Source organism: Microbacterium sp. SORGH_AS_0888, from assembly GCF_030818905.1.
Taxonomy (GTDB): Bacteria; Actinomycetota; Actinomycetes; order Actinomycetales; family Microbacteriaceae; genus Microbacterium.
Genome location: NZ_JAUTAZ010000001.1, coordinates 2,485,938 through 2,512,484, shown reverse-complemented (window position 1 = coordinate 2,512,484; position 26,547 = coordinate 2,485,938). Strand labels below are relative to the sequence as shown.

General features: G+C 71.6%; 30 protein-coding genes. 21 read left to right on the top strand and 9 right to left on the bottom strand.

The features are described 5' to 3' along the window. Nucleotides 1–133 precede the first annotated feature (133 nt). From QE381_RS12250 to QE381_RS12235, 4 genes are all read left to right on the top strand, one after another. Complete coding sequence (locus QE381_RS12250; RefSeq protein WP_307218540.1) at nucleotides 134–1,111, top strand: acyl-CoA dehydrogenase family protein; 978 nt, start codon at nucleotides 134–136, stop codon at nucleotides 1,109–1,111. Next, the gene (locus QE381_RS12245; RefSeq protein ID WP_307218538.1) at nucleotides 1,108–2,442 is read left to right on the top strand and encodes a bifunctional PIG-L family deacetylase/class I SAM-dependent methyltransferase; all 1,335 of its coding nucleotides are present in this window, start codon (nucleotides 1,108–1,110) and stop codon (nucleotides 2,440–2,442) included. Before QE381_RS12250 ends, QE381_RS12245 begins: the two co-directional genes overlap by 4 nt. Beyond that, entirely contained in the window at nucleotides 2,439–3,134 is a 696-nt protein-coding gene (locus QE381_RS12240) for a glycosyltransferase family 2 protein (protein WP_307218536.1), read from the top strand. The genes QE381_RS12245 and QE381_RS12240 overlap by 4 nt, the downstream gene beginning before the upstream one ends. 99 nt (nucleotides 3,135–3,233) lie before the next feature. Beyond that, a complete protein-coding gene (locus QE381_RS12235; protein ID WP_307218535.1) occupies nucleotides 3,234–4,250 on the top strand; it encodes an amidohydrolase family protein in 1,017 nt (338 codons plus the stop codon). 22 nt (nucleotides 4,251–4,272) lie between these two features. On the opposite strand, the gene QE381_RS12230 is transcribed toward QE381_RS12235, so the two are convergent. Next, the gene (locus tag QE381_RS12230; RefSeq protein ID WP_307218534.1) at nucleotides 4,273–4,698 is read right to left on the bottom strand and encodes a DUF2255 family protein; all 426 of its coding nucleotides are present in this window, start codon (nucleotides 4,696–4,698) and stop codon (nucleotides 4,273–4,275) included. A 64-nt stretch (nucleotides 4,699–4,762) separates the two neighbouring features. On the opposite strand from QE381_RS12230, the gene QE381_RS12225 reads away from it, so the two are divergent. The 3 genes from QE381_RS12225 (at nucleotide 4,763) to QE381_RS12215 (ending at nucleotide 7,263) form a co-directional block, all read left to right on the top strand. Continuing rightward, nucleotides 4,763–5,428 carry a peptidase M23 gene (locus tag QE381_RS12225; protein ID WP_307218532.1) on the top strand — a complete coding sequence of 222 codons (666 nt, stop codon included), beginning with the start codon at nucleotides 4,763–4,765 and terminating at the stop codon, nucleotides 5,426–5,428. A 104-nt stretch (nucleotides 5,429–5,532) separates the two neighbouring features. Next, nucleotides 5,533–6,735: a Na+/H+ antiporter NhaA gene (gene nhaA, locus QE381_RS12220; protein WP_307218529.1), complete on the top strand. Its 1,203-nt coding sequence runs from the start codon at nucleotides 5,533–5,535 to the stop codon at nucleotides 6,733–6,735. Between the two features lie 9 nt (nucleotides 6,736–6,744). Further along, complete coding sequence (locus QE381_RS12215; protein ID WP_307218528.1) at nucleotides 6,745–7,263, top strand: emopamil-binding family protein; 519 nt, start codon at nucleotides 6,745–6,747, stop codon at nucleotides 7,261–7,263. A 74-nt stretch (nucleotides 7,264–7,337) separates the two neighbouring features. Here QE381_RS12215 and QE381_RS12210 read toward each other — a convergent pair whose 3' ends face one another. After that, entirely contained in the window at nucleotides 7,338–7,847 is a 510-nt protein-coding gene (locus QE381_RS12210; protein ID WP_307218526.1) for a small multidrug efflux protein, read from the bottom strand. Between the two features lie 49 nt (nucleotides 7,848–7,896). Between QE381_RS12210 and QE381_RS12205 the strand changes: the two genes are divergently transcribed. Beyond that, nucleotides 7,897–8,352 carry a hypothetical protein gene (locus QE381_RS12205; RefSeq protein ID WP_307218525.1) on the top strand — a complete coding sequence of 152 codons (456 nt, stop codon included), beginning with the start codon at nucleotides 7,897–7,899 and terminating at the stop codon, nucleotides 8,350–8,352. After that, the gene (locus QE381_RS12200) at nucleotides 8,349–8,951 is read left to right on the top strand and encodes a response regulator transcription factor (RefSeq protein ID WP_307218523.1); all 603 of its coding nucleotides are present in this window, start codon (nucleotides 8,349–8,351) and stop codon (nucleotides 8,949–8,951) included. Before QE381_RS12205 ends, QE381_RS12200 begins: the two co-directional genes overlap by 4 nt. Before the next feature lie 28 nt (nucleotides 8,952–8,979). Here the strand turns inward: QE381_RS12200 and QE381_RS12195 are convergent, their stop codons facing one another. Next, nucleotides 8,980–9,876, bottom strand: coding sequence for an SDR family oxidoreductase (locus QE381_RS12195; RefSeq protein ID WP_307218521.1), 897 nt, complete (start codon nucleotides 9,874–9,876; stop codon nucleotides 8,980–8,982). A gap of 155 nt (nucleotides 9,877–10,031) precedes the next feature. Between QE381_RS12195 and QE381_RS12190 the strand changes: the two genes are divergently transcribed. The 11 genes from QE381_RS12190 (at nucleotide 10,032) to QE381_RS12145 (ending at nucleotide 19,597) form a co-directional block, all read left to right on the top strand. Next, nucleotides 10,032–10,991 carry an aldo/keto reductase gene (locus QE381_RS12190; RefSeq protein WP_307218519.1) on the top strand — a complete coding sequence of 320 codons (960 nt, stop codon included), beginning with the start codon at nucleotides 10,032–10,034 and terminating at the stop codon, nucleotides 10,989–10,991. A gap of 471 nt (nucleotides 10,992–11,462) precedes the next feature. Next, nucleotides 11,463–11,858 (top strand): amidohydrolase, encoded by a 396-nt coding sequence (locus QE381_RS17915; RefSeq protein ID WP_373426990.1) that lies wholly within the window; start codon nucleotides 11,463–11,465, stop codon nucleotides 11,856–11,858. After that, nucleotides 11,855–12,877: a zinc-binding dehydrogenase gene (locus QE381_RS17910; RefSeq protein WP_373426989.1), complete on the top strand. Its 1,023-nt coding sequence runs from the start codon at nucleotides 11,855–11,857 to the stop codon at nucleotides 12,875–12,877. The genes QE381_RS17915 and QE381_RS17910 overlap by 4 nt, the downstream gene beginning before the upstream one ends. Beyond that, the gene (locus QE381_RS12180) at nucleotides 12,874–13,632 is read left to right on the top strand and encodes an SDR family oxidoreductase (protein ID WP_307218515.1); all 759 of its coding nucleotides are present in this window, start codon (nucleotides 12,874–12,876) and stop codon (nucleotides 13,630–13,632) included. Before QE381_RS17910 ends, QE381_RS12180 begins: the two co-directional genes overlap by 4 nt. Continuing rightward, complete coding sequence (locus tag QE381_RS12175; protein ID WP_307218513.1) at nucleotides 13,629–14,279, top strand: bifunctional 4-hydroxy-2-oxoglutarate aldolase/2-dehydro-3-deoxy-phosphogluconate aldolase; 651 nt, start codon at nucleotides 13,629–13,631, stop codon at nucleotides 14,277–14,279. The genes QE381_RS12180 and QE381_RS12175 overlap by 4 nt, the downstream gene beginning before the upstream one ends. Continuing rightward, a complete protein-coding gene (locus QE381_RS12170; protein WP_307218511.1) occupies nucleotides 14,276–15,232 on the top strand; it encodes a sugar kinase in 957 nt (318 codons plus the stop codon). The genes QE381_RS12175 and QE381_RS12170 overlap by 4 nt, the downstream gene beginning before the upstream one ends. A gap of 35 nt (nucleotides 15,233–15,267) precedes the next feature. Further along, nucleotides 15,268–16,119 (top strand): fumarylacetoacetate hydrolase family protein, encoded by an 852-nt coding sequence (locus QE381_RS12165; RefSeq protein WP_307218510.1) that lies wholly within the window; start codon nucleotides 15,268–15,270, stop codon nucleotides 16,117–16,119. Beyond that, nucleotides 16,116–16,877, top strand: coding sequence for an SDR family NAD(P)-dependent oxidoreductase (locus QE381_RS12160; protein ID WP_307218509.1), 762 nt, complete (start codon nucleotides 16,116–16,118; stop codon nucleotides 16,875–16,877). The genes QE381_RS12165 and QE381_RS12160 overlap by 4 nt, the downstream gene beginning before the upstream one ends. Nucleotides 16,878–16,923: 46 nt before the next feature. Beyond that, complete coding sequence (locus tag QE381_RS12155; protein WP_307218507.1) at nucleotides 16,924–18,090, top strand: mandelate racemase/muconate lactonizing enzyme family protein; 1,167 nt, start codon at nucleotides 16,924–16,926, stop codon at nucleotides 18,088–18,090. A gap of 9 nt (nucleotides 18,091–18,099) precedes the next feature. Further along, nucleotides 18,100–18,864, top strand: coding sequence for a FadR/GntR family transcriptional regulator (locus tag QE381_RS12150; protein ID WP_307218506.1), 765 nt, complete (start codon nucleotides 18,100–18,102; stop codon nucleotides 18,862–18,864). Between the two features lie 157 nt (nucleotides 18,865–19,021). Further along, nucleotides 19,022–19,597 (top strand): hypothetical protein, encoded by a 576-nt coding sequence (locus tag QE381_RS12145; protein WP_307218504.1) that lies wholly within the window; start codon nucleotides 19,022–19,024, stop codon nucleotides 19,595–19,597. 477 nt (nucleotides 19,598–20,074) lie between these two features. On the opposite strand, the gene QE381_RS12140 is transcribed toward QE381_RS12145, so the two are convergent. The 6 genes from QE381_RS12140 to QE381_RS12115 all read right to left on the bottom strand — a co-directional run bounded on the left by QE381_RS12140 (nucleotide 20,075) and on the right by QE381_RS12115 (nucleotide 25,033). Next, the gene (locus QE381_RS12140) at nucleotides 20,075–20,440 is read right to left on the bottom strand and encodes a VOC family protein (protein ID WP_307218502.1); all 366 of its coding nucleotides are present in this window, start codon (nucleotides 20,438–20,440) and stop codon (nucleotides 20,075–20,077) included. A gap of 206 nt (nucleotides 20,441–20,646) precedes the next feature. Continuing rightward, nucleotides 20,647–21,294, bottom strand: a complete 648-nt coding sequence (locus QE381_RS12135; RefSeq protein ID WP_307218501.1) for an HAD family hydrolase — start codon at nucleotides 21,292–21,294, stop codon at nucleotides 20,647–20,649. A gap of 121 nt (nucleotides 21,295–21,415) precedes the next feature. Continuing rightward, entirely contained in the window at nucleotides 21,416–21,760 is a 345-nt protein-coding gene (locus QE381_RS12130; protein ID WP_307218499.1) for an L-rhamnose mutarotase, read from the bottom strand. Further along, a complete protein-coding gene (locus tag QE381_RS12125; RefSeq protein WP_307218497.1) occupies nucleotides 21,757–22,677 on the bottom strand; it encodes a carbohydrate ABC transporter permease in 921 nt (306 codons plus the stop codon). Before QE381_RS12125 ends, QE381_RS12130 begins: the two co-directional genes overlap by 4 nt. Continuing rightward, nucleotides 22,664–23,587: a carbohydrate ABC transporter permease gene (locus QE381_RS12120; RefSeq protein WP_307218495.1), complete on the bottom strand. Its 924-nt coding sequence runs from the start codon at nucleotides 23,585–23,587 to the stop codon at nucleotides 22,664–22,666. Before QE381_RS12120 ends, QE381_RS12125 begins: the two co-directional genes overlap by 14 nt. A gap of 81 nt (nucleotides 23,588–23,668) precedes the next feature. Then, nucleotides 23,669–25,033 carry an ABC transporter substrate-binding protein gene (locus QE381_RS12115; protein ID WP_307218493.1) on the bottom strand — a complete coding sequence of 455 codons (1,365 nt, stop codon included), beginning with the start codon at nucleotides 25,031–25,033 and terminating at the stop codon, nucleotides 23,669–23,671. Nucleotides 25,034–25,297: 264 nt separating this feature from the next. Here QE381_RS12115 and QE381_RS12110 point away from each other — a divergent pair, with 264 nt between their 5' ends. After that, nucleotides 25,298–26,539, top strand: a complete 1,242-nt coding sequence (locus tag QE381_RS12110; RefSeq protein ID WP_307218491.1) for a phosphotransferase — start codon at nucleotides 25,298–25,300, stop codon at nucleotides 26,537–26,539. Nucleotides 26,540–26,547: the final 8 nt, after the last annotated feature.

Genomic DNA, 26,547 nt, shown 5'->3' with positions numbered 1-26,547 from the left:
AGGAGAAGGGCGCCATGCCCCAGGAGAAGGGCGCCTAAGCCCCAGGAGAAGGGCGCCTAGGCCGAGCCGACGGGGCCGAGGCGGCGCTGTCAAGCCCGGACACGCACGGCGCGTGGCTCGTAGCATCGCCTCCATGTCCCCCGACGACGACCTCCGCCTCGCTCTCGCCCGGGCGGTCGAGACCGGAGCCGCGGCGCCGCTGCCCGGCGAGGACACGGCAGCGCTCTGGCGACTGCTCGCCGAGACGGCACGGGAGGATGTCGCCCTCGCCCGTGTGCTCGAGCCCCACCTCGACGCGCTCGCGATCCTCGCGCAGGCACGGACGGCGGGCGTCGACGCCGATGGCGCGCTGCGCGCCGTGGACGCCGGACCGGACGCGACCTGGGGCGTGTTCGCCGCGGAGGGCGGGGACCGACCCCTCCGCGCCGAGGCCGATGGCGGAGCATGGCGCCTCACCGGGGTGAAGCCGTGGTGCTCGCTCGCGGGGGTGCTCAGCCATGCGCTCGTGACCGCCTGGGTGGGCGAGGACCGCGGGCTCTTCGCGATCGACCTGCGGAGACCGGAGGTCACAGCCGCGGACGGCCCGTGGCACGCGCGGGGCCTGCCGCGCGTCGTCAGCGCGCCGATCGAGCTCCGCGGAGCGCCGGCGGCGCCGATCGGCGAGCCCGGGTGGTACCTGCGGCGTCCGGGGTTCTCCTGGGGCGGGATGTCGGTGGCCGCCGTGTGGTGGGGCGGCGCGGCCCCGGTCGTCGACGCCCTGCGGCGCGCGGCCGAGCGTGAGGGCGCCGACCAGGTGTCCCAGGTCGCGGCCGGCACGGCGGATGCCCTCCACTGGTCCGCCGGCCTCGCCCTCGACCACGCGGCCGCGCGCGTCGACGCGGGCGCGACCGGTGCCGAGGCGAGGCTCCTCGCCGCGCGCACGCGTGCGGTGGTCGCGGATGCCGTCCGCCGCATCCTCGAGCTCGAACGGCGCGCGCTCGGCCCCGGGCCGGTCGTCTCGGACGAGGCGCACGCACGCCGCGTCGCCGACCTCGAGCTGTACGTGCGCCAGGACCACGGCGACCGCGACCTCGCACGACTGGCCCGGATCGCCGGATCGGACGCCGCATGAGCGTCCGCTTCGACCACCGTGAGCCGGGCACGCCCGAGCAGGCGTGGCGGGAGGCGGCGCCCTGGCAGGGGGCGGCCCCGCTCGATCTCGCCGTGGACCGGGTCGTGGTGCTGTCCGCGCACCCCGACGACGAGACGCTCGGCGCGGGCGGTCTCATCGCCCATGCCTCGGCCGCCGGCATCCCCGTCTCGGTGATCGTGGTCACCGACGGGGAGGGCTCGCACCCGGGCTCCCCCGACCCGGCCGGTGTGCGGCGTCGCCGCCGCGCGGAGACCATCGGGGCCCTCCACCGCCTGGCCCTCGATCCGGCCGTCGCCTTCCTCGGCGTCGCCGACGGCGGCATCCGCGAGGCACGTGCCGAGGTGACGGATGCGGTCGCCGCCGCCCTGGCCCCGTACGCCGACGAGCGGGTCATGCTCGTCGCTCCCTGGTGGGGCGATGGACACCGCGACCACCGCGTGCTGGGGGAGATCGCCGTGTCGCTGGCCCACACCGGCGTCGCGGTCGTCGGCTATCCGATCTGGATGTGGCACTGGGCGCGCCCGGCGGAGGTGGACCCGAGCGACTGGCGGATCCTCGCGCCCGAGGAGTCGGCGCGGATCGCCAAGGAACGCGCCGTCACCGAGTACGCGAGCCAGTGGGAGCCCACGGACGACGAGGGCCCCATCCTGCACGCGAACACGCTCGCGCACTTCGCCCGCGACGTCGAGGTGTTCGTGGCTCCTTCGGCGCGCGCGTCCGAGCCGGGTCCCTCGGTCGCCGACTTCGAGGAGTTCCACGCCCGGCACGACGACCCCTGGGGCCTCGAGTCCCGGTGGTACGAGCGTCGCAAACGCGCTCTCCTGCTGGCGGCACTCCCCCGTGAGCGGTTCGCCGCCGCTCTGGAGCTCGGGTGCGCGAGCGGCGCCGTGACGCGCGAGCTCGCCGAGCGCGCGGCCTGCGTCGTCGCGGTCGACGCGGCCGAGACCGCGCTCGCCCGCGCCCGCGCACACGGGGCTCCCTCCCATGTCGCGTTCGTGCGGCGCGAGCTGCCGGAGGAGTGGCCCGAGGGCACGTTCGACCTGGTGGTGCTCTCGGAGCTCGGGTACTACTGGAGCGCCGAGCGGCTCGCGCTCGCGCTCGATCGCATCGAGGCCTGCGCGACCGACGACGCCGTGCTGGTGCTCTGCCACTGGCGCGCGCCGATCGAGGGGGCGCCGCTCACCGGCGACGCCGTGCACGCCGCCGTCGTGCGCCGCGGCGGCTGGCGCCGTCTGTCGCGCCATCGCGAGGAGTCCTTCGTGCTCGACGTGCTCGGGCGTCCCGGCGCGCATGCGGCGGTGCCGGAATGATCGGCGCGCTCGCGGTCATCGTGCCGGTGCACGACGAGGAGGAGCTCCTCGGCGAGTGCCTGGCGGCCCTCGAGGTCGCCTCGGCGGAGGCCCGGATGCGGCATCCCGCCGTGAGGACGCAGACCTGGGTCGTGCTCGACGCCTGCTCCGACGCGTCGGCCCGGATCGCCGAGGACGCCGGCGTCCACGTGCGGCACCTCGACGCCCGCAGCGTCGGCGCGGCGCGGGGCGCGGGGGTCGCGGCATCCCTCGCCGGACTCGCGGGGCTCGACCCGGCCGAGATCTGGACCGCGCACACCGACGGCGACTCGGTAGTTCCGCCGAACTGGCTGTGCCACCAGCTGGCGCTCGCGGCGAGCGGCGCGGACGTGTTCGTCGGCACGGTGCGGCCCGACTTCCGCGACCTCGACGTGCACCGCATCGAGGCCTGGTGGCGGCGCTACACGCCGGGGCGAGCGAACGGACACGTGCACGGCGCGAGCCTCGGCCTGCGGGCCTCCGTGCTGCTGCGGGCCGGCGGATTCGCCCCGCTCGAGGAGCACGAGGATGTCGAGGTCGTCGCCGCCGCACGTCGTCTGGGCGCCCGCGTGGTCGCCTCCGACGACGCCCCCGTGCGCACGAGCGGGCGTCAGGTGGGACGCACGCCGGGCGGGTACGCCCGCTACCTGCGCGAAGACCTCGCCGGGAGCTGATCCGGCGAACTTCCGCTGCCAGGATTGTCACGACGATATTGTCGCCAATATCGTAGGCATTGTCCGGGCCACGATGAGCGTGCCCGCGGGGAGGTTCACGTGATCATCGACTGCCACGGCCACTTCACGACCACACCCCCGGGCGTCGCCGCCTGGCGGGAGGCGCAGCTGGCCGCCGACACGGCGGAGGCGGTCGCCGCGGTCGCGGCCCGCGAATACGACGTGACCGACGACGAGCTGATCGAGGCCGTCTCGGGCGCCCAGCTCGCCCAGCAGCGGGAACGCGGCACCGACCTCACGATCTTCTCTCCCCGCGCGAGCTGGATGGGCCACCACATCGGCGACGCCGACACCTCGCGCGAGTGGACGCGCCGCCAGAACGACCTCGTGCACCGGGTGTGCACACTGTTCCCGGGAAAGTTCGCCCCGGTCGCACAGCTGCCGCAGAGCCCGGGCGCCGGCCTGCGCGCCTCGGTCGACGAGCTGCGCCGCTGCGTCGAGGAGCTCGGGTTCATCGGCTGCAACGTGAACCCCGATCCCACGGGAGGGTCGTGGTCGGGCCCCGCCCTCGGCGACGACTACTGGACGCCGCTGTGGGACGAGATGGAGCGGCTGGACGTGCCCGGCATGGTGCACGTGAGCACCTCCGCACTGGCGGCCGTCCATACGACCGGGGCCTACTACCTGGCCGCCGACACGACCGCCTTCATGCAGGCCCTCACCTCGGGGTTCCTCGCCCGCCGCGAGAGCCTGCGGCTCATCCTCCCGCACGGCGGCGGCGCCGCGCCGTATCACTGGGGACGCTTCCAGGGCATGGCCCAGGACAACGGCTGGGATGTCGAGGGCACCCTGTCGCACCTGTGGTTCGACACGTGCGTCTACCACCAGCCGGGCATCGACCTGCTCCTGGAGGTCGTGCCGACCTCGCAGATCCTGTTCGGCTCCGAGATGATCGGCGCCGTCCGCGGCGTGAACCCCGCGACCGGACGTCACTGGGACGACACCAAGACCTACATCGAGGCGGCGGTCGCAGACCTCCGCGCCCGCGCGGAGATCTTCGAGGGAAACGCCCGGCGCGTGTATCCGCGTCTGGAGGCCTGGCTGCCCGCGGCCTGAGGCGGCGAGACGGACCGGGCGGTCAGTCGGCCGGCGGGAGGAGGGCGAGGGTGCGGGCGACGGCCGCCTCGTCGGTCACCGACGGCACGTTCTCGGGTGAGGTCGGAAGGTACTTCGCCTCGTAGGCGGCGGTGACCTCGTCCTGCACGGGACCCGTGGCCTCCAAGTGCCGGACGGCGACCATCACCTGCGGGTCCTCCAGCGCGGCCTCCCGGTCGCGCTCGGCGACCGAGCCGTCGGCGAGCGAGACCGTGACCGGACGGCCGCTCACGGCACGGGCGAACCACGACGTGCGGCCCCCGTAGGCCGCACGGACATACGGCACGCCGTCCACGACCACCGCCCAGATCGGCGCGGCGACCGGGGTCCCGTCGCTACGGGTCGTCACGATCGTGATGGTCTGCGTGTCGCGCACGTGGGCGACGAGCGCGGCGTAGTCCTCAGGCATGACGCCATCGTACGACCGCACGGCGCACGGGTTCCGCTCGACTGCGCGTGACACAATGCACGGCATGGTGGCCACGGCATCCTCCCGCCGCACACCCCCGCGGCGCAGGCCCCGCCGTCGCACGATCGCGGAGCGGCGACGGATGCGGCGGCGACGGATCGCGGTCGCCGCGCTCGTGATCGTGCCGACCCTCGTGATCGCCGGAGTCATCGCTCTGGTCGGCAACGCCGTCGCCCTCTTCGACACCTGCCGGATCGACACGATCGCCGCGAGCGAGCTCGACACGGAGCAGGTCGCCAACGCGACGACCATCGTCTCGGCCGGCCGCGACCTCGGCCTCACGGTGCGGGACCAGACGATCGCCGTCATGACCGCCATGGGCGAGTCGTCGCTGCGCAACCTCGACTACGGCGACTGGGAGACCCGCGGCGTCACGAACCCCGACGGCTCCCGGACCACCTCGATCGGGCTCTTCCAGCAGCAGGACAACTGGGGCACGCGCGACGAGCGCCTCGACCCGTACACGGCGGCGACGCTCTTCTACCGGGCCCTGGTCGACCGGGTTCCCGATCGCGACACGGTCGCGCCCACGCTCGTCGCGCACCGCGTGCAGATCAACCAGGATGCCGACCATTACGCGCCGTACTGGGCTCCCGCCGTGCGCATGGTCGACTCGATCACGGGAACGACCTCCGGCCTCGACCCGGCGGTCGAGAGCGGGCGCTGCTGAGCGCACGCGACCTGACGGATAGACTGGAGAGGGCGCGTCGGGAAGTCTGGTCGACACCGCTTCGGCCCGCCCGGCCGGGGCCGCACCGACCGAGGGGTTGATCCATGTCCCGCCGCATCCGCGACGCCCGCATCCGCATCCGCCGGTGGGTGACGGCCGAGACCACGAGCGGGATGCTGCTGATCGGCGCCGCCGCGATCGCACTGATCTGGGCGAACTCGCCGTGGCGCGAGGCATACGCGGCGCTGTCCGAGCTCACCATCGGGCCCGCCGCGCTCCACCTCGACCTGAGCCTGTCGACCTGGGCGGCCGACGGGCTGCTGGCGGTCTTCTTCTTCGTCGTCGGCGTCGAGCTGAAGCAGGAGATCGTCGCGGGGAGCCTGCGCAACCCCCGGCAGGCCGCGGTTCCGGTGCTCGCCGCGGCAGGAGGGATGCTCGCCCCGGCCCTCCTGTTCACGCTCGTCGTGGTGTGCTTCGGCGACCCGGCGGCGCTGCACGGCTGGGCGATCCCGACGGCGACCGACATCGCGTTCGCGCTCGCCGTGCTGGCCGTGTTCGGCCGGGGTCTGCCCCGCGCGCTGCGGACGTTCCTGCTGACGCTCGCCGTCGTGGACGATCTGCTCGCGATCATCGTGATCGCCGTGTTCTACACCGGCGAGATCCGCATCCTCCCCCTCGCCGCCGCCCTCGCATGCGTCGCGGTGTTCGCCGTGATCCTGCGCGGCAGGCGGGCGCCCTGGTGGGCCCTGATCCCGGTCGCGATCGCCGCGTGGACGTTCATGCACGCGTCCGGTGTCCACTCGACGATCGCGGGCGTGCTGCTGGGGTTCGCGGTCCCCGCGCGCGTCGTGCACGGTGAGCCGCGACCTCGCACGGAGCACCTCGAACACGCCGTGCGTCCGTTCTCGTCGGGCCTCGCGCTGCCGGTGTTCGCCTTCTTCGCCGCCGGTGTCACCCTCGTCGGCGCCGGAGACGGCGGGGTGATCCTCCAGCCGGTCGTGCTCGCGATCGTCGTCGGGCTCGTCATCGGCAAGCTCGTGGGCGTCCTCGGCACGACGGCCCTCGTGACCCGACTCGCTCCGCTGAGCCTTCCGGCGGGGCTCCGCCTGCGCGACCTGCTGCCGGTGGGTCTTCTCACCGGGATCGGCTTCACGGTGTCGCTGCTGATCGCCGAGCTCTCGTTCCCCGACGGCGGGCACACGACGGGCGCGAAGGCCGCGGTGCTCATCGGCACGGTCGTCTCCGCCACGCTGGCCGCCGTCCTGCTGCGGTGGGATGCGGGTCGGGCGACCCGGGCGAAGGAGTAGGTTCGGGCCATGACCGTCACCGCCCCTCCGCAGGTCGTGAACCTTCCGCTCAAGCAGCGGCCCATGGACATCGTGTTCCTCGTGGTCTTCTCGCTGTTCATCGTGACGTGCATCATCAGCGACTCCGTCGAGGGACTCGGTCTCGACCAGGTCGCCGACTCGCCGAACGTGCTCGTGCAGTGGAACTACTGGTACGCGAGCAACTTCGACCCGCTGTACCAGTCGCATCCGCTGTGGCTGCGGTTCATCAGCGGGACGTCGGCGTTCGTGTACGTCGTGTTCTACGTGCTGCTGATCATCTCGATCGTGCGCGGCTGGAACGGGATCCAGCTGCCGAGCGTCATCTACGCGACCATGATCATCGCCCTGACCGGCATCCCGATCTTCGGGGTCGAGTTCTTCGGCGGCCCCGGCGAGGCGACACCGAACATCCCGGTGTTCCTGGCGTTCAACCTGCCCTATATCGTCTTCCCGCTGCTGCTGCTGATCCGGATGCGGAAACCGCTGCCGTTCACCCGCCGCTGGTGAACGGCAGCCGGCACGGACGGCTCCGGCCACGCCGGCGAGGAGAACCGCCGTCGAGACGTGATGCCTGCGGACGGCTAGGAGAGACGCGCAAGGGTGCCCGCCCCGGAGACGACGACCGTCGCGATGGTGGTCCACATCACGATCGCGACGGTCTGCCACAGCAGGATGCGCCCCTTGGCGACCCCCGCGCCGGCCAGCATCACCGAGGTGAACTGGGTCGGCAGCAGCAGCGGCCCGAGCAGGCTCACGCCCGGGACGCCGTAGCGCACGAACGCGCGCTGGAACCTCTCGCGGCGACGCGACGGCTCCACGGCGACGGCTCCGCCCGCGGACGCGACGCGCCTGGTCGTCACCGCCTGTCGGACCCCGGCGCCGAGGAGGACGAGCAGGGTCACGCAGGCGACGTTGCCCGCCGCGGCGCTCACCGCGGCGACGACCGGGTGGATGCCACCGACGATGCCGATGAGCGCCGCCCCCTCGCCCTCGATGAACGGCACCGCCCCGGCGAGCGCGACGATGAGCGGCTGCACGAGCGTCGGCACCTCGGCGACGAGGCTCTGGAATCCTGCGATGAGGTAGGTCATCGCCCTGCAGCTCGAGCTGGCCGAGCGGCTCGGCCATGACCCGGCCGCGATGCGCGAGCACATCGCCCATGCCCGGCGCGAGGTGGATCAGGCACGGTCGGGCACCAGGGCGCTCGCCGCGCGCTTCCGGGGCGTGCCGCTGCCGGACGAGCTCGAGAACGCCGCCGACCTCCTGCGCGCGGCGGGCCTGCGGGTGGAGCTCGCCGTCGACACGGGAGCGGCTGCCGCTCCTCGGGAGGCGCTCGGCCCCGTCGTTCGCGAGAGCACGACCAACATCCTCAAGCACGGCGGCGGACGCTTCGCTCGCCTCCGACTCGACCGCGAGGGGGATCAGTGGCACTACCGCTCCGAGAACGACCGCGCCGCCGATGACACGGCGCGTCCGGGCACGGGCATCGAGAGCATGACGACACGGGTCTCGGCGGCGGGCGGGACCCTCTCGGCGCTGGGCGACGGGGAGCTGTTCACCCTCGACGCCCGCGTGCCGGATCGGGGACGTTCGTGATCCGGGTCCTGATCGCGGACGACGAGGACATGATCCGCACGGCGCTCGCGGCCCTGCTCCGCCTGGAGGACGACATCGAGGTCGTCGCCGAATGCGTCGACGGCACGCAGGCGGTCGCGGCTGCGCGACGCCTGGAGCCGGATGTCTGCCTGTTGGACGTGGAGATGCCGGGGATGGACGGCATCGACGTCGCGGCCGTCGTTCGTCGCCATACGCGCGCACGGGTCGTCGCGGTCACCCGGCATGCGCGGCCGGGGGTCCTGCGGCGCGCACTGCAGGCCGGCGTCGACGGCTTCCTGCCCAAGTCCCGTCCCGCGCAGGACGTCGCGGACGTCATCCGGCAGGTGGCGGGCGGGCGGCGTCACGTCGATCCCGAGGTCGCCGCGGACGCCCTCGCCGACGAGCGCAGTCCCCTCACCGACCGCGAGCTCGACGTCCTGCGCGCGGGGGCGCAGGGGCAGACGATCGCCACCATCGCGCACACCCTGCATCTCTCGCCCGGAACGGTCCGCAACCACGTGTCCGCCATCCTCGGCAAGCTGCAGCTGGAGACGCGCCAGCAGGCGCTGCTGCGGGCCCAGGAGCGCGGCTGGATCTGAACCCGCCGCGCACACGCGCAGGCCGCGGCTAGGGCGTGGGCATGCCGCCGTTGACGTTGAGGGTCTCGCCGAGCACGTAGCTCGACTCCGGGGAGGCGAGGAACACGAACGCGGGGGCGATCTCGGCGGGCTGGCCGGCACGCCCCAGCGGCGTCTCCGCGCCGAAGCTCTCGATCTTCTCCTGCGGCTGGCCGTCCGTCACCTGCAGCGGCGTCCAGATCGGCCCCGGCGCCACGGCGTTGACGCGGATGCCGCGCGGCGCGAGCTGCTGCGCGAGCGCCTTCGTGAAGGCGTTGATGGCCGCCTTGGTGGTGGCGTAGTCCACCAGGATGTCGGAGGGCTTGTACGCCTGCACCGACGTCGTGTTGATGATCGTGGCGCCGGCCGGCAGATGGGGCAGTGCCGCTTTCGTGATCCAGAACAGGGCGCCGACGTTCGTCGCGAGCGTGTCGTCGAACTGCTCGTCCGGCAGGGTCGTGAGGTCTTCGTTGAAGATCTGCTTGCCGCCGTTGTTGACGAGGATGTCGAGACCGCCCAGTCCTTCGACGGTGCGCTGCACGAGCTCGCGGCAGTAGGCGGGATCGCGCAGGTCGCCGGGGAAGGTGAGCACCGTCGCGCCGGCGTCGCGGAGCAGGGAGCGGACGCGGGAGGCGTCCTCCTCCTCTTCGGGCAGGTACGACATCGCGATGTCGGCGCCCTCCCGGGCGAACGCGATCGCCGTGGCCGCGCCGATCCCGGAGTCGGCCCCCGTGATGAGCGCCTTCCTGCCCGCGAGCCTGCCGGTTCCGCGATACGTCTCCTCTCCGAGATCGGCCCGCGGGGTGAGCTCCGCGTCCAGTCCCGGCTCGGGCTGGTGCTGCCGGTCCGGCTGGATGCGCGGGTACAGGGTCGTCGGGTCGGCGAAGGTGTACTGGTCGCGTGGCATGGGGCGCCTCTCGTGTCGATGTCCGTGAATGTGGAACCCTTCCATGCCTCGATGCCGCACGCAGCGGGGTTGACAGGGCCGCGTGCCCGACGACTCGACGAGGTGTGGCATCGGTAGATATGATGTAATACAAATAAGAACGACGAAGGAGTCCCATGCACGATCGGATGCTGCGCGGCATCGTCGTGTCCGAGATCGGATTCGGCGCGGCCCAACTCGGCAACCTGTACCGAGCGACCTCGGACGCGGACGCGCGCGCCGCCGTCGACGCCGCCTGGGACGGCGGCATCCGCTACTTCGACACGGCTCCCCACTACGGCGTCGGGCTCTCCGAGCGCCGCCTGGGCGAAGCCCTGCGCGACCGGCCTCGCGAGCAGTTCGTCGTGTCGACGAAGGTCGGCCGACTGCTCGTGCCCACGCCCGAGCGCGCCGCCGCGGGCCTCCTCGACGACGACAACGGGTTCGCGGCGCCGGCGACCCACCGCCGCGAGTGGGACTTCTCGCGGGACGGCATCCTGCGGTCGATCGAGGGCAGCCTCGAACGGCTCGGGCTCGGCCACATCGACATCGTCTACCTCCACGACCCCGACGAGCACGGCGAGGCGGCCTTCACCACCGGGGTCCGAGCCCTCATCGAGCTGCGCGACCAGGGCGTCGTCCGCGCCGTCGGCGCGGGGATGAACCAGGCGCCGATGCTCACCCGCTTCATCGAGGAGTGCGACATCGACGTCGTGATGGTGGCCGGCCGCCACACCCTCCTCGACCGCACGGCGCAGGAGGAGTTGCTCCCCCGCGCCCGCGAGCGGGGCGTGGCCGTCGTCGCCGCCGCCGTGTACAACTCGGGGCTGCTGAGCATGCCCACCGTTCCGGATGACGCGACCTACGACTACGGCCCGGCTCCGGCCGACGTGATCTCCCGCGCGCGCCGCCTGGCCGAGGTCTGCGCACGCCACGGCGTGACGCTGCCGGAGGCCGCCGTGCAGTACCCGCTGCGCGAGGAGACGGTCGCCTCCGTCGTCGTCGGAATGCGCACCGCGGCCCAGGTCGAGAGCACTCTCGCCCGATACGCCGCCGAGATCCCCGAGGCCGCCTGGCGAGAACTGGAGTCCGTGTGAGCATCGACGCCCACCTGCACGTCTGGGACCCGACGCGGGCCCCCTACCCGTGGCTGACCGAGGCGCTGGACCCGATCGATCGGACGCTGCTGCTCGAGGACGTCCTTCCCGAGCTCGATCATGCCGGCGTGGACCGCGTGGTCCTCGTGCAGGCGGTCGACAACGCCGCCGACACGGCGGTGATGCGGACGGAGGCCCGTCGCCACCCCGACCGCGTCGCCGCGATCGTGGGCTGGCTGCCCCTCGACGATCCGACGGGGGCCGCGGCGGCGATCGAGGAGTTCCTCGCCGATCCCCTGCTCGTCGGGGTGCGCAACCTCATCCACACGCGCGAGCCGGGCTGGCTCTCGCACGCCGCGCAGGACACCACGCTCGGGCTGCTGGCCGACGCGGGGCTGACGCTCGACTTCGTCACCGCGGACGCCACCGCCCTCGGCGAGCTCCCCGGGATCACGGGCCCGCCATCCCCGTCTGCGCATCGCAATCGATCATCTCGGCAAGCCGCCCATCGGCGGCACACCGCGCGAACGCGACGCCTGGCGCGCGCTGGCACGGGCAGCCGCCGAGCATCCGGGCACGGTCGCCAAGCTGTCGGGGCTCTACCCGCCGACGGGCGACGCGCGGGCCTGGACGCTCGAGGACGTCCGCCCCTTCGTGGAGGACGCGCGGGAGATCTTCGGCGCCGACCGGCTCATGTACGGGAGCGACTGGCCGATCGCCGAGCTCGCGGGCGGCCACCGCCGCGTGCACGACGCGCTCACCGAGCTGACCTCGTCCTGGACGGACGGCGAGCGCGACGCCGTGTTCTCCGGCACGGCGACGACCTTCTACCGCATCCCCGACCCCACCGAGAGGACGAGCGCATGAACGGGCTCGCATACACCGCACCCCGACAGCTGGATGTCGTCGACCTGCCGGAGACGCCCCCTGCCGCGGGCGAGGTGCAGATCGCCGTCGCCTACACCGGGCTGTGCGGCACCGATCTGCACGTCTTCCACGGCGACATGGATGCGCGCGTGCACACGCCGCTCGTGTTCGGTCACGAGATGAGCGGAACGATCGCGGCGATCGGCGAGGGCGTCACCGGCTGGGAGATCGGCGACTCGGTCACCGTCATGCCGCTGGACTGGGACGGCACGTGCCCCGCCTGCCGCGCGGGGAACCAGCACATCTGCCAGAACCTCGACTTCATCGGCATCGACTCGCCCGGCTCGCTCCAGCAGCGCTGGAACGTGCCCGCGGGGACGCTCGTGCGCATCCCCTCCGGAACGCCGCTGGACCATGCCGCCCTCATCGAGCCGGTCGCCGTCGCCGTGCACGACGTGCGCCGCAGCGAGGTGGGCGAGGGCGACCACGCGGTCGTCATCGGCGGCGGCCCCATCGGTCTCCTCATCGCCACGGTGGCCCGGCACGCGGGCGCGGAGGTGCTCGTGATCGAGCTGGACGAGCAGCGCCGCGCGCAGATCGCCGAGCTCGGGTTCGCGACCCTCGACCCGCGTGAGCGCGACCAGAGGACGGCCGTCGAGGAGTGGACGGGCGGCGCCGGCGCCGACGTCGTCTTCGAGGTGTCCGGAGCCGCGGCCGCCGTGCTCGGCGCGACCGACCTCGCCAAGGTGCGCGGCACCCTCGTCGTCGTCGCGATCCACCCGACTCCCCGCCCGGTCGACCTGCAGCGCGTGTTCTGGCGCGAGCTGCGGATCCTCGGGGCGCGCGTGTACCAGCGGGTCGACTTCGAGACGGCCGTCGAGCTGATCGCCCAGGGCGTCATCCCGGCCGAGCGGCTGATCAGCCGTGTCGTGCCGCTCGAGGCGACCGCCGACGCGTTCGCCGACCTCGAAGCCGGTCGTGCGATGAAGATCCTGGTGGATGTGGCGGGCCGGGCATGAGCGGGCTCTTCGACCTCACCGGCACGACCGCCGTCGTCACCGGCGCGCGGCGCGGCATCGGGTTCGCCATGGCCGTCGCCCTCGCCGAGGCCGGTGCCGACATCGTCGGGGTGAGCTCCTCCCAGACCGCCGAGGGCAGCGAGATCGAGCGGGCCGTGACCGACCTCGGACGTCGCTTCGAGGGCATCGCGTGCGACTTCTCCGACCCGGATGCGGTCGCGGTGCTGGGCCGGACGCTCGGCGAGCGACACGTCGACATCCTCATCAACAACGCCGGGACGATCGAACGGGCGCCGGCCGCCGAGCACCCGCTGACCGCCTGGGACCGGGTCCTGCAGATCAACCTGACGAGCCAGTTCGCGCTCACGCAGGCGGTCGCGCAGCAGATGCTCGCGCGCGGCCGCGGCAAGGTCGTGTTCACGGCGTCGCTGCTGAGCTTCCAGGGCGGGATCAACGTACCGGGCTACACGGCCGCCAAGTCCGGCATCGCGGGTCTCACCAAGGCGCTCTCGAACGAGTGGTCCTCGCGCGGCGTCAACGTCAACGCGATCGCCCCCGGGTACATCGCGACCGACAACACGGAGGCCCTGCGCGCCGATCCGCAGCGCTCGTCGGCGATCCTGGATCGCATCCCCGCGGGCCGCTGGGGCCAGGCCTCCGACCTCGCCGGCGCGACCGTCTTCCTCGCCTCGGCGGCCTCCGACTACGTCGACGGCATCGTGCTTCCCGTCGACGGGGGATGGCTGGGCCGATGAGCACCTCCGGCGATGTGCTCGCCCGCCTCGAGCACGTCGGGATCGTGCCGGTCGTCGTGGTCGACGACCCGGATCACGGCGCACCGCTCGCCGAGGCGCTGCGCGACGCGGGCATCGGATGCGCCGAGTTCACGCTTCGCACGCCCGCCGGCCTCGGCGCGCTGGCCGGAGCCGCGCGGGTCGACGGCTTCCTCGCGGGGGCGGGAACCGTGCTGAGCCCCGTACAGGCGGATGCGGTCGCCGATGCCGGCGCGGCGTTCGTCGTGTCGCCGGGCTATGCACCGGAGGTCATCGACCGCGCCCGCGCGCGCGAAGTGGCCATGGTGCCCGGGGTCGCGACGCCGACCGAGGTGCAGCGCGCGATGGCCGACGGCTTCTCGCACGTGAAGGTGTTCCCGGCGGGGCTGCTGGGCGGCACGGCGTACCTCGATGCGCTCGGCGGGCCCTTCCCCGACCTGCGCGTGCTTCCGAGCGGAGGCGTGTCCGCCGACAACCTGGTCGACTATCTGTCCCGTCCGCAGGTGTTCGCGGCGAGCGGGAGCTGGATGGTCCCGCGCGCCGCGATCGCCACGGGCGACTTCGAGAGCGTCGGGCGGCTGGCCGAGGCCTGCGCCGCTCTGCGCGACCGGGCACGGAGCGCGCGGTGAACGGCGAGCGCTCCGTGCTGACGTTGGGCGAGAGCATGGGGCTCATGCGCGGCGACGGCGTCGGCGGGTTCGAGCAGCTCGCCGCCGCACGCATCGACACCGGCGGCGCGGAGGGCAACACGGCAGTGGGGCTCGCACGGCTGGGCGTGCCGGTCACGTGGCTCGGCCGGGTCGGCGACGACGCCCTCGGGCGACGGGTCGCCGGCGATCTGCGCTCGGAGGGGGTCGATGTCATCGCCGTCGTCGATGCGGCGGCCCCGACCGGTCTCATGCTGAAGTCCACGCCGCGCGCCGGCACGACCGTGGTCGACTACTACCGATCGGGCAGCGCGGGGAGCCGGCTGTCCCCGTCCGACCTCGACCGCGTCGACATCCCGTCGTACCGGGTCCTGCACGTCACCGGTGTGACGCTCGCGCTGTCGGCGTCCGCCCGCTCGACCGTCCTCGACGCGGTGACGCGGGCGAAGGCGGCCGGGCTCCTGGTGTCGTTCGCGGTCAACCACCGCGCCAAGCTGTGGTCGCACGTGCACGCCGCGGCCGTCTATGCGGAGCTGCTGGCGAGCGCCGACATCGTCTTCGCGAGCGATGACGAGGCCCGCCTGCTCGCGCCGGACGCGGATCCCGACGACCCGGGCGGTCTCGCTCGGGCGATCGCCACACGCGGTCCCGCGGAGGTGCTCGTGACGCTCGGGGAGCAGGGCTGTGTCGCACTCCTCGCCGGTGAGTCGCACCGGGCCCCCGCCGAGCGGATCGTCCCGGTCGACACGGTCGGCGCGGGCGATGCGTTCGCCGCGGGCTATCTGGCGGAGCGCGTCCGCGAGGCTCCGCCCGCGGAGCGGCTGCGCGTCGCGACCCGCTGCGGCGCCTGGGCCTGTCTGCACCCGGGCGACTGGCAGGGCGCGCCGCGCCGCGCCGAGCTCTCCTCCGGCACCCGCGACGCGGTGATCCGCTGATGCCCCGGCCTTCCCCGATCCCGTCAGGAGACGACATGACGTTCGCGCGACTCGGTGAACCAGGTCACGAGATCCCGGTGCTCCGCCGAGGGCCCGCCGCCTACGACCTGCGACCCCTCACCGACGACATCGACGGCGCATTCCTCGCCTCGGGCGGCGTGGCACGAGCCGCCGCGGCGGCCGCGGCGGGCGCCCTGGACGAGCTTCCGGACGCTCAGAGCCTGCGTGTGGGCGCGCCGATCGCCCGGCCGGGCAAGATCGTGTGCGTCGGGCTGAACTATCACGACCACGCGGCGGAGACGGGCGCCACCGCCCCCGCCGAGCCGGTCGTGTTCATGAAGGACCCCTCGACCATCGTGGGGCCGTTCGACGATCTGCTGATCCCCCGAGGCTCGGTCAAGACGGACTGGGAGGTCGAGCTCGGCGTCGTCATCGGCACGCAGGCGCGCTACCTCTCCTCGCCCGAGGATGCCGCGGACCACATCGCCGGCTACGTGCTCTCGCACGACGTCTCCGAGCGGGAGTTCCAGCTCGAGCGCGGCGGTCAGTGGGACAAGGGCAAGAGCTGCGAGACGTTCAACCCGCTCGGCCCGGTCCTCGTGCCCGCCGCACAGATCGACGATCCGCAGGCGCTCGGCCTCCGACTGTGGGTGAACGGCGAGCTCCGCCAGAACGGCTCGACCGCGCAGCAGATCTTCCCGGTCGCGCACGTCGTCTGGTACCTGTCGCAGTTCATGGTGCTGCACCCCGGCGACCTGATCAACACCGGCACGCCCGCCGGCGTCGCTCTCGGCCTGCCCGATCATCCCTACCTCCGGGCGGGCGATCTCGTCGAGCTGGAGATCGACGGCCTCGGCCGCGCCCGCCAGCGGCTGGTGCAGGCATGAGCAGGCCGGACTTCGACGGCCTCGTGGCCGTCGTGACCGGCGGCGCCTCGGGCATCGGCCTCGCGACCGCGCGCGCGTTCGCCGCACAGGGCGCACGCGTCGCCGTCCTCGACCTGCACGCACCGGCCGGGGAGGACGGCCTGCGCGGGTACCCCGCCGACGTGACCGATCGCGCCTCACTGGACGGCGCGATGGCTGCGGTCGTCACGGAGCTCGGCGGCATCGACGTGCTCGTGAACAGCGCGGGCGTCAGCTGCGTGGGAACCGTGGCGGAGGCGACGGAGGAGGACTGGGACCGCGTGCTCGACATCAACGTGCGCGGCACCGCCCGCGCCTGCGCGGCCGCCCTCCCCCACCTGCGGAGCTCCCCGTGCGCCGCGATCGTGAACGTCTGCTCGATCGGCGCTCTCAACGGGCTGCCGCAGCGAGCCGTGTACAACGCGTCCAAGGGCGCCGTCCTCTCCCTCACCTACGCCATGGCCACCGACCACGTGAGCGAGGGCGTGCGTGTCAACTGCGTGAGCCCCGGCACCGTCTCGACACCGTTCGTGGACCGGATGCTCCAGCAGTTCCCCGACCCGGCGGCGGAACGTGCGGCCCTGGATGCACGGCAGGCGACGGGACGGATGGTGACGCCCGAGGAGGTGGCGGGAGCGATCCTCTACCTCGCGAGCCCGCGGTCCGGGTCGACGACCGGGACGGCGCTCGAGGTCGACGGCGGGGTGACGCATCTGCGCATCCGTCCTCGGATCATATGATGTATGCTCTATTGAGTTCTCAGTCCATCGATGTGTCAAGGGCGATATGAAAATCACGGGCTACCGCACGATCCGCACCCACCGCGACTGGGGGCGTCCGGTCGGCGACGTCAACGGCTACATCGCCTCCGGCGTCACGGAGGTGACGCTCGTGGTCGTCGAGACGGACGAGGGCGTCGAAGGGATCGGCGTCGGCTCCGATCACGACATCGCGCGGATCTTCCCCGCGCTCGAGGGCCAGGACCCCCGAGCCGTCTCCGCCCTCTACGACCGCATGCTCGCTCACGTCTTCAAGGCGGGCCACAACGGCGCGACATTCGGCGGGATCGCGATACTCGATGCCGCCCTGTGGGACATCAAGGCGAAGCTCGCCGGGGAGCCGCTGTGGCGGCTGCTCGGCGCCGGCGACCGCTTCGTCCCCGGCTACGCCTCCGGTCTCGACATCGCGCTCGGGGACGAGGAGCTCGCCGAGCTGTACCGCGCGTTCGCCGACCGCGGCTTCACGAGCGGAAAGCTCAAGGGCGGGCGAGACGTGGAGACCGACCTGCGTCGGCTGCGCATCGTGCGCGACGCGCTCGGCGCTGGGAACTCGCGTCCGGCGCTCATGCTCGATGCCAACGAGTCGTGGAATCTCAAGCAGGCCGTCCGATACGTCACGGCGATCGAAGCCGAGCTCGACCTCACCTGGATCGAGGAGCCGCTGCGCCGGTGGGACGCTCACGGGCACGCGCGCCTGTCGCAGTCGGTCAACGCAGCCGTCGCGACCGGGGAGAACCTCACCGGTCTCGAGCAGTTCCGCGCCCTGTTCGATCTCGGCGGCGTCGACATCGTGCAGACCGGGGCCGTCTGGGGCATCACGCACTTCCTCCGGCTCGCCCATGCCGCACATGCCCGCGACCTCCCCATCAGCCCCGTCGGGCTCACGAGCAACCCCGCTGTCGCCCATGCCGCCGCGGCGGTTCCGAACCACCTGACGGCGGAGGTCCAGGATCTGCGCGGCCCGTTCGGCGTCACGATCGACGAGGAGTTCGTCGACGGCGGCATCCTCCTCGGCACCCGGCCCGGCGCGGGCGTCACGATCGACGAGGCGCTGATCGCCTCCCGCGACCACGAGGGCGACTGGCTCCAGGCGGCGGGACCCCACGTGCGGCCCGCGCGAGCGGGTCTCGGCCTCGGCGCGAAGCCCTCCCGGGGAAACACGGTCGACGCGTAGAATGGTGTGATGAGTCGTCCACGCCTGACGGATGCCGGCGGCGGCATCTTCGCGCAGGGCGCCGCCCGTACGCCTGTCGCCCGCCTCGGCGTGGTCGTCGTGCACGATCTGGTCACCGCGATCGTCACCGGCGAGATCGCGGAGGGGAGCATGCTCCCGATCGAGTCGGAGCTGAGCACGCACTTCGGCGTGAGTCGCACCGTGATCCGCGAGTCCATCAAGCGGATCGAGGAGAAGGGGCTCGTCGCGGTCGTCCAGGGCAGCGGCACCACGGTGCGCACACGCGAGTCCTGGAACGTGCTCGACCCGGTGGTCCTGCAGGTCATGCTCGAGAACGACGCGTCCCTGGGCGTGCTCGACGATCTGGCCGTCGTCCGAAGCGCGCTGGAGGGGGCCATGGCGGCCGCCACCGCCGCCCGGCGCAGCGACGGGGAGCTCGACCGGCTGCGCGCGGCCTACGACCACATGGTCGAGACGATCGACCGCGAAGACGAGTACAACGACGCCGACATGCTCTTCCACCTCGCGGTCATGGAACAGTCCCACATCCCGCTCGCCGAGAGCATCACGCGGACGCTGTACTCCCGGGCGCGCGAGTCGGCACGGTTCACCACCAACCCCTCGCCGGATGTCTTCCAGCAGACCCTCGACGAGCACCGTCGCATCCTCGAGGCGATCGCCGCACAGGATCCCGGCGCGGCGGAGGCGGCGATGCGCACGCACATCATGGACGCGTGGCAGCGACGCCGTCAGCCCACGGCACGCAAGCCCTGAAGCGTGCGGGCGCGCATCGCCGTCGCGCCCCGCACGCTCCGCGGCGTCGGCCCGCAGGTCGCGTACTCGCTCACCCGGCGCCGCTGCCCACGGAGGGCCGGCACCGCCTGTGGAGAGATTCAGGCGTGAACCCTCGACTTTGGCTAGATTGCCGGGCGTGAAGATGCGTCGTTCCGAGGCTCTGGTCGCCTCGCTCCTCGGCCTTGCCCTCCTCTCCGGGTGCAGCTCGACGGCCGCGGAGCCGCCGAGCCAAGACATCGCCGACGAAGACGACGATGACGGCGCCGGCGCGACCGTGCCCTTCCCCCACGTGACGAGCTGCGACCAGGTGACCGCCGCGATTCCCGATTTCACTCACGGCATGGACCTCGTCGGCGAGACCGTCGGTGACGACGCGGTCATGTGTCTGTGGGCCGCCCCGGAGGGTGGCCCCTACGCCTCGATCCTCATCGGTCAGAACACGATGCCCACGGAGGAGGAAGCGGCGGCGGCGGCCAAGATGCTCCAGCTCCAGTCCACCTATTTCACGAATCCGCAGCTCAGCGGACTCGGCGGCGCGGCGGCGCGATGGACGGCCGACGGCTCGCCCGACACCACCGGTTACACGACCGTCTTCGTTCCCGGCGTCTCCGTCGAGATCCATCGGGGCAAGAACGGCCCCGACGGTGACACCTCTTATGCCCCCGACGACACGGAAGCCATCGACGTCGCGCTGGCGATCCTGAAGCTGTAGACACAGCCTCATGGCCGACAGAGCCGTCCCCCAGAAGCCCATTCGCCATCTCGGCATCGCCCTGTCGAAGAGATCGCCTCGGTCAGACGGAGCGCAACGCCCGGAGCCACATGTCCCGGTGCGTGCGGACGTCGTGCTCTGCGCGTGACCAGTACGCGCCGTGACCCGCTGAGAACATCGAGGCCCAGGGTTCCGTTCTCGTGAGCGGCGTGGGCTCGGCACTGACACCGGAACGGCAGAGTGCGATCTGGGATGGGCGGCGGGCAGGGGAACCGGCGCGATCGATCACACGCGCGTCCGCTGCGGGCCCGGGGTAGCGAGACGCCATCCGGCGGACGATCTCGGCGGTCCGGCGTCGCACCGCACTGCGGCTCTCTCATCGAACGCGGCGGTCACCCGAGCGGTGTTCGAACGGTGCAGGCGGAGGGATGCGCCTACGGATCGACCTATCGGGGGTTCGGTGCGAGATCGATCGTTCTAGGAGCGAGCGACGCGTTGCCGCTGCGTGGCAATCCACCAGGTGGTACCCCACGCGTCTTGAACTCCGCCGCGGAGATCGTCGTCGGCGCCCTGTTCCGGCTCGCGGACCACAGCCCCACCGGCCGCCACAGCTCGCGCGAAGGTCGTCACCGCGTCCTCGACATAGAGATGAACGTGCGCGGGCGCGGCGGGAACACCACTCGATCCGCCGCCGATCATGACCACGGAGTCATCGATCCTCACTTCGGCGTGCATCAGCGACCCGTCAGGCCGGTCGAACCGACGCAGCAACACGCCACCAAACGCCGACTCGAGAAAAGTGATGAGGTCTTCGGCCTCCCCACAGATGAGATACGGGCTCAACGAGGGATAAGAGACAGGCTTCCAGCTGACCACGTCAGCACATTACGCCCGTCGGTCTCTACAGGAGAGAGCTCTCTTCTGCGACAGATCCGCCCCCGTCCATCCGCACCGCACCTCGGCGTGCCGATGTCGCGCAGGCGCCCAGAGACAATCGGTCTGCGACACAGCGGCAGTCACACATCCGCCGTCCTGGACGGTCGCGCCGCTCACTCGCCCGGTGCCGGTCGCGCGGTCGTCATCGCCTCCGTCAGCTCTGTGAGCGAGCTGAGCGACAGGTCTGCAAGGTCGGCCTCCGGCCGGCGGCTGTGGACGAACCCCCAGGGGCCGCGACGGATCAAGGCGGTGCGCATCCCCGCTTCGCGTGCCGGCAGGACGTCGTTGTCGAGGCGGTCGCCGACGTAGAGGATGCTGTGAGCCGGCAGGCGCGACTCCGCGACGACGCGCGCGAAGAAGTCGGGTGAGGGCTTCTCGACACCCCACGTGTGGGACGACGCGAGAAAGTGGGGGGAGCACCCCGCTGCGCGGAGCTGAGCTTCGACCCCTGCCGGTTGATTGCCGGCGATGCCGACGACGAGCCCGCAGCGCTCGGCCGCGCGAAGACAGGCGAGGGCATCGGGGTACAGGTCCCCGTGAACCGCGGGCTGGGCGTCCGCGGGCTTGTCCACGTCGAGCAACGACCAGAGCCGGCGGTGATCTTCACCCCTCTCGATCAACGATCCGAGAACGCCCATGAGAGTGAAGGGCGTGACCCCCACGGCCACGGCCCGTGCGGACCACATGCGCGTTTCGTCGACGAGGGTCTCACCGACGTCGAAGACGACGCCGCGCACGTCCTCGGGCAGTTCACGACGCATCCATCCAGCTTCCCAGATACACCGTGCTTCGCGGACCGACCCGGGTGCGCCGACCGCGCCCCGTCGCATGCCTGGCGCACGAGCCGGTGCGCGTTCCCGCGGGGGAGTCCGACCCGCTCGCTCAGTCCTGGTGCCAGACCTCGGCGAACTGCTCCCAGTTCGGGCTGTCAGAGCCGTCGCGGAACGGGAGCTGACACGGCGCCGTGTAGGACCACCACTTCTGGCAGATCGGGTCCTCGGCCATGAGCGCCTGATCGGCCTCGTAGTCGTCCCCGACGTACTCGTAGTAGCCGAGGATGACATCCTCGAGCACGAAGATCGTGAAGTTCCGGATGCCGCACCGCGCGTTCATCTCCTCGATGTGCGGCCAGACGTTCGCGTGCAGCTCCAGATACTCGGCGCGCTTCTCCGGCACCAGGCGGGCGGCCATGCCGAAGCGCCGAACGGCGGGCGCGGCGTCGCTCATTCCTTCGTCCCGCCCGCCGTCATGCCGGACACGAGGAACCGTTGCGAGAAGAGGAAGATCACCAGCACGGGGGCGACGGACACGAGGGTCGCGAGCGCCAGCACGGGCAGCGAGATGGTGATCGACGCCCCGCTCGTCGGATTGAACAGCGGCACGTTGGACAGGAGCTCGGCGAGTCCCACCTGGATGGGCGCCTTGCGCCCGGGTGCCATCACGAAGGGAAGGAAGTAGTTGTTCCAGTTGCCCACGAGGTTGAAGAACCCGACCAGCGCGATGACCGGGGTGGCCAGCGGCATCGCGATGCGGGCGAAGACACGCCACTCCCCCGCACCGTCGATGCGAGCCGCGTTCAAAAGGTCCTTCGACACGCTCGTGGAGAAGTAGATGTAGGTGAGATACACCCCGAACGGGAAGAACGAGAACGGCAGGATCACCGCGAGCGGACTGCCGACGAGCTTGAGCGCCGACATCTCGAGGAAGATCGGCAGCACGAGCGCGGTGCTCGGGATGAGCATGACGATGAGCGTGACGACCAGCAGCGCCTTGCGCAGGCGGAACTCGGTGAGCGCGAGCGCGTAGCCGGCAGGGATGGTCACGACGAGCGTCACCACGAGCGCGAGTCCCGTGTACAGCACCGAGTTGCCGATCCAGGTCCAGACGATGCCGCCCTGGAACTGCATCAGCTCGTTCCAGTTGCTGGCGAGCGTGTCGAAGGCGCCGAAGCTGAACGGCCCGTCGAGCAGGAGCTGGCGGGGCGTCTTCGTGGGCGCCAGGAGCAGCCAGACGATCGGGACCGCGAAGAACAGCACGAAGAAGATCAGGATGACGGTGACGAGCGCCCGGTTCATCCACTGCGCCGGCGACACGGCGGCTCGGGTACGGCGCGGCGCGCGGACGTCGAGGTTAGTCGCGCTCAAAGAGTCCCCCTCGGAAGACGAAGACCGCCGACAATGCGCCCGCGACGAGCAGGAGCAGGAGCGAGATCGCGGCGGAGCCGTTGAAATCGCCCTGGCGGAACGCGTACAGGTACGCGAGCTGGTTGATGGAGTAGTCGGGCGGGACGACGCCCTTCGATGCCTGCGAGAGAACGCGCGGCTCGACGAAGAGCTGCGTTCCCGCCGCCAGCGACATGACGGCCATGTAGGAGATCCACTTGCGCAGGAGCGGGATCTGGATGTGCAGCGCCGTCATCACGGGGCCGGCACCGTCGATGCGAGCGGCCTCCAGCACGTCCTCGGAGATGTTGTTCAGCGCGCCGTACATGATGACGATCCACCCGCCCGCACCGGTCCAGAAGGCGATGATCGTGAAGATGATCGGCAGGTTGTCGACCGACACGGTCTGCACGAAGTTCTCGAAGCCGAACCAGCGCAGGACGAAGGCGACGGGACTGACCGTGGGGTCGAGGAGGAACAGCCAGAGCATGACGCTGGACGCGCCCGCCAGCGCACCGGGGATGTAGTACACGAACCGGTAGCTCGTGGAGAGCCAGCGCCGGCCCAGGCCGTGCACGAGGAGGGCCAGCAGGACGACGAAGACCAGCAGCGACACCAGGTAGAAGACGAGGTAGATCGCCACGTGGCCGACCGCGGGGAGGAAGCGGTAGTCGCCGAAGACCTTGACGAAGTTCTGCACGCCGGCGAAGGAGCCGTCCTTGGTGAAGGAGAGGTAGACGGCGTACAGCGTCGGGAAGATCCCGAACGCGAGCAGCAGGATCGTGTATCCCGAGATGAAGGCGTAGCCGATCCTGCTCTGCGAACGGTCGGGGCGACGTCGGACGGGGGAACGGGGCCCCCGCCGCCGCTCGACCTCGGAAGAGGCCGACACGGCGGCGGGAGCGGTGAGGGAGGTGGAGATGATCTTTCCTTTGCTCGCGGCGGATGTCTCGGCATCCGCGTGGAACGGGAACTACTTGACCGTGTACCCCTGGACCTGGGCCTGGTTCTGGTACTCCTTCTGGAGCGCCGGGACCAGGTCGGCCTGGGTCTTGCCGGCCGAGATGCCCGGGATCACGATCGAAGCGTAGGCGGTCTCGGGGCTGAACGAGGGGTAGCCCCATCCGCTCCAGACGCTCCCCGCGGCCGTCGACAGCGCGGACTTGATATCGCCCACGTAGAAGCCGGAGCTCGCCTGCTCGGTGAGCCACGCATCGGCCGCGGACTGGTAGGCGGGCAGGCCGGCAGCCAGCTTGACCGCGTCGTCGGAGCTCGTGACGTACTGCAGGAGCTTCGCCACCGCGGCGAGGTTCTTGGAGTGGCTGGAGCCGTACCAGACGCCGCCGCCGACGTTGCCCGTGACCTTGTCCGAGCCCTCCCAGTACAGGGGGTCGGAGGCGCCGATCGTGCCGGTCTGCGCGTTCAGGCTGTCCTTGTTCTGGAACAGGGCACCGGAGTACCACGCCGGCCCCGGCATGCCGAGGACCTTGTCGCCGTACTTCTGCACGAAGTCAGCCCCGAAGACGCTGTCGTTGACGAGCGTCTTGTTGGCCAGCATGTGGTCGATGAGCTTCGTCGCCTTCTCCGAGTTCGGGTCGGAGAAGTTGCTCGTGAACGTGTCACCGCTCACCTGGAAGATCGGAGCCTGAGCGCCCCAGTAGTAGATGTAGGGCCCCTGGAACGAGTCGCCGACCGACCCGAGGATGTAGCCCGGGTGTTCCGCGGCGACCTTGTCGCTGAGCGCCTGGTAGTCCTCCCACGTCTGGGGGATCTCGTAGCCGAACTGCTTCATGAGCGTGTCGTTGTACCAGTACACGACGGGCGCGAGGTCGTTGCGGACCCCGTAGACGTTGCCGTCGACCGTCATCGGGTCGTTGGCCCCCTTGGTGAAGCCGTTCAGGAAGTCGTCGGAGAGGAGTCCCTTGTTGAGCACCGCCGCGAACGGCTGGGCGCCGTTGGTCGACTTGCTCGCCCAGGAGGTGTCGTTCTGCTGGGTGGAGAACACGACGTCGGGCCAGCCGGAGCCGGACTGGTCGAACAGCGCGATCTTGGTCTTGAAGGAGTCGCTGCCGCCGGAGTTCCCGTCGTAGGTCTCGATGTTGACGGTGAGGTCGGGGTTGGCGGCCTTGAAGGCGTTGGCGATAGGCTCGCGCGACGAGTCGACCCAGACGGTGATGGGGGCCGTCGCGTCCTGCTCGACGGCATCGAACCCGTACTGCGAGTTTCCCGAGGTGCCACCCCCGGAGCAGGCCGAGAGCATGCCTGCGGCGGCGATTCCCGTGGCTGCGAGAGCGATGAGGCGGGTCAGATGACGAGAGCGTCGGTGCTGTGATGCCATTGCGCGTCCTTTTCTGGTCGGCGTCGTTGACGACAAAGGCCGTCGGATGACGGCGATCGCAAGTACATCATACATCTCACCTAATCGCAACGCGGAGCCTCCTCGACCGTGAAGGAGGCGAGCCTGCCCACCCCGTCGGGGCACGATGGTCCGCCCGTCTGACGGGGGGCGCCCCGCACCGGCGGTCGAGCCGTACCCCGGTGCCGCGGGGAGGTCGCCTGGCAAGCCCCTTCCCTCACGGCCCCCGGCGCGCCAGGGTGAAGTGTGCAGTTGATCGACGACATCGGCGCCTGGATGGCGCGGCAACGGTGGTACGCGGGCAAGAGCCACCGGCCGCGGTTCCGCCTCCTCGACGCGCAGTCGGCGCCCGGCGCGACACGCTATCTGATCATGGATGACGCGGGCGCACCACCGACGCTGTATCAGGTGCCGCTGGCCACCGTGCCGGCCGTCGAGCCGGGCGACGACGCCGTCGCCGCGGTGACCGACGGCATCCTCGTGGAAGCGACCCGGCAGCCCGCGTTCACGATCGGCACGCTCGCCCAGATGGGCGTCGACGTCTCACGCGTGAGCGGCTCCCGCGTTCTCACCGGCGAGCAGTCCAACACCTCGATCGTGTACGAGGAGGACGGCGAGCCCACCATGATCCTCAAGCTGTTCCGTACGCTGCACCATGGTGAGAATCCCGACGTGACGGTGCAGCGGGTGCTGAGCGATGCGGGATCGCCGTTCGTCCCGCGGTTCCTCGGCGGCCTCGAGGCCGAGTGGCCGGACGCCGGCCGCGCCGGGGGCGTCGCCCGGGGGACCGTGGGATTCGCGCAGGAGTTCCTGCGCGGGGTGCGGGACGGGTGGGCGGTCGCCCTGGAAGCCGCCGCCGAGCAGCGCGACTTCACCGACGCCGCCCGCGACCTCGGCATCGCCGTCGCGGGGGTGCACGGCGCTCTGCGCGCCGCACTCGAGACGGCCGACGCCGGTCCCGCCGAGGTCGCGGCGACGCAGGCGGTCTGGCGCCGCCGCCTCGAGATCGCGGCGAGCGAGGTGCCCGCGGTGGCCGCGCGGCTCACGACGATCGACGCGGTCTACCGCGCCGCGCTCGAGCGACCGTGGCCACGGCTGCAACGCATCCACGGCGACCTGCATCTGGGCCAGGTGCTGGCCGTGCCCCACGGCGGCTGGCGGCTCGTCGACTTCGAGGGCGAACCGCTTCGTCCGATGCACGAGCGCGCGATCCCCGACCTGCCTCCCCGCGACGTCGCGGGGATGCTGCGGTCGTTCGACTACGCGGGCGCCGTCGGGGCTGGACCGGCCGCGGCCGCGTGGGCCGCGGCCTGCCGCAGCGCCTTCCTCGAGTCCTACTCCGCCAGCGCCGGCGCGGCGCCGCTCGACCCCGTGCTGCTGCGGGCGCTCGTGCTCGACAAAGCCGTGTACGAGTCGATCTACGAGGCCCGCAACCGCCCGGACTGGCTGGCCGTGCCCCTTGCCGGGATCGACGCGGCGTTGGCCTGAGCGCACAC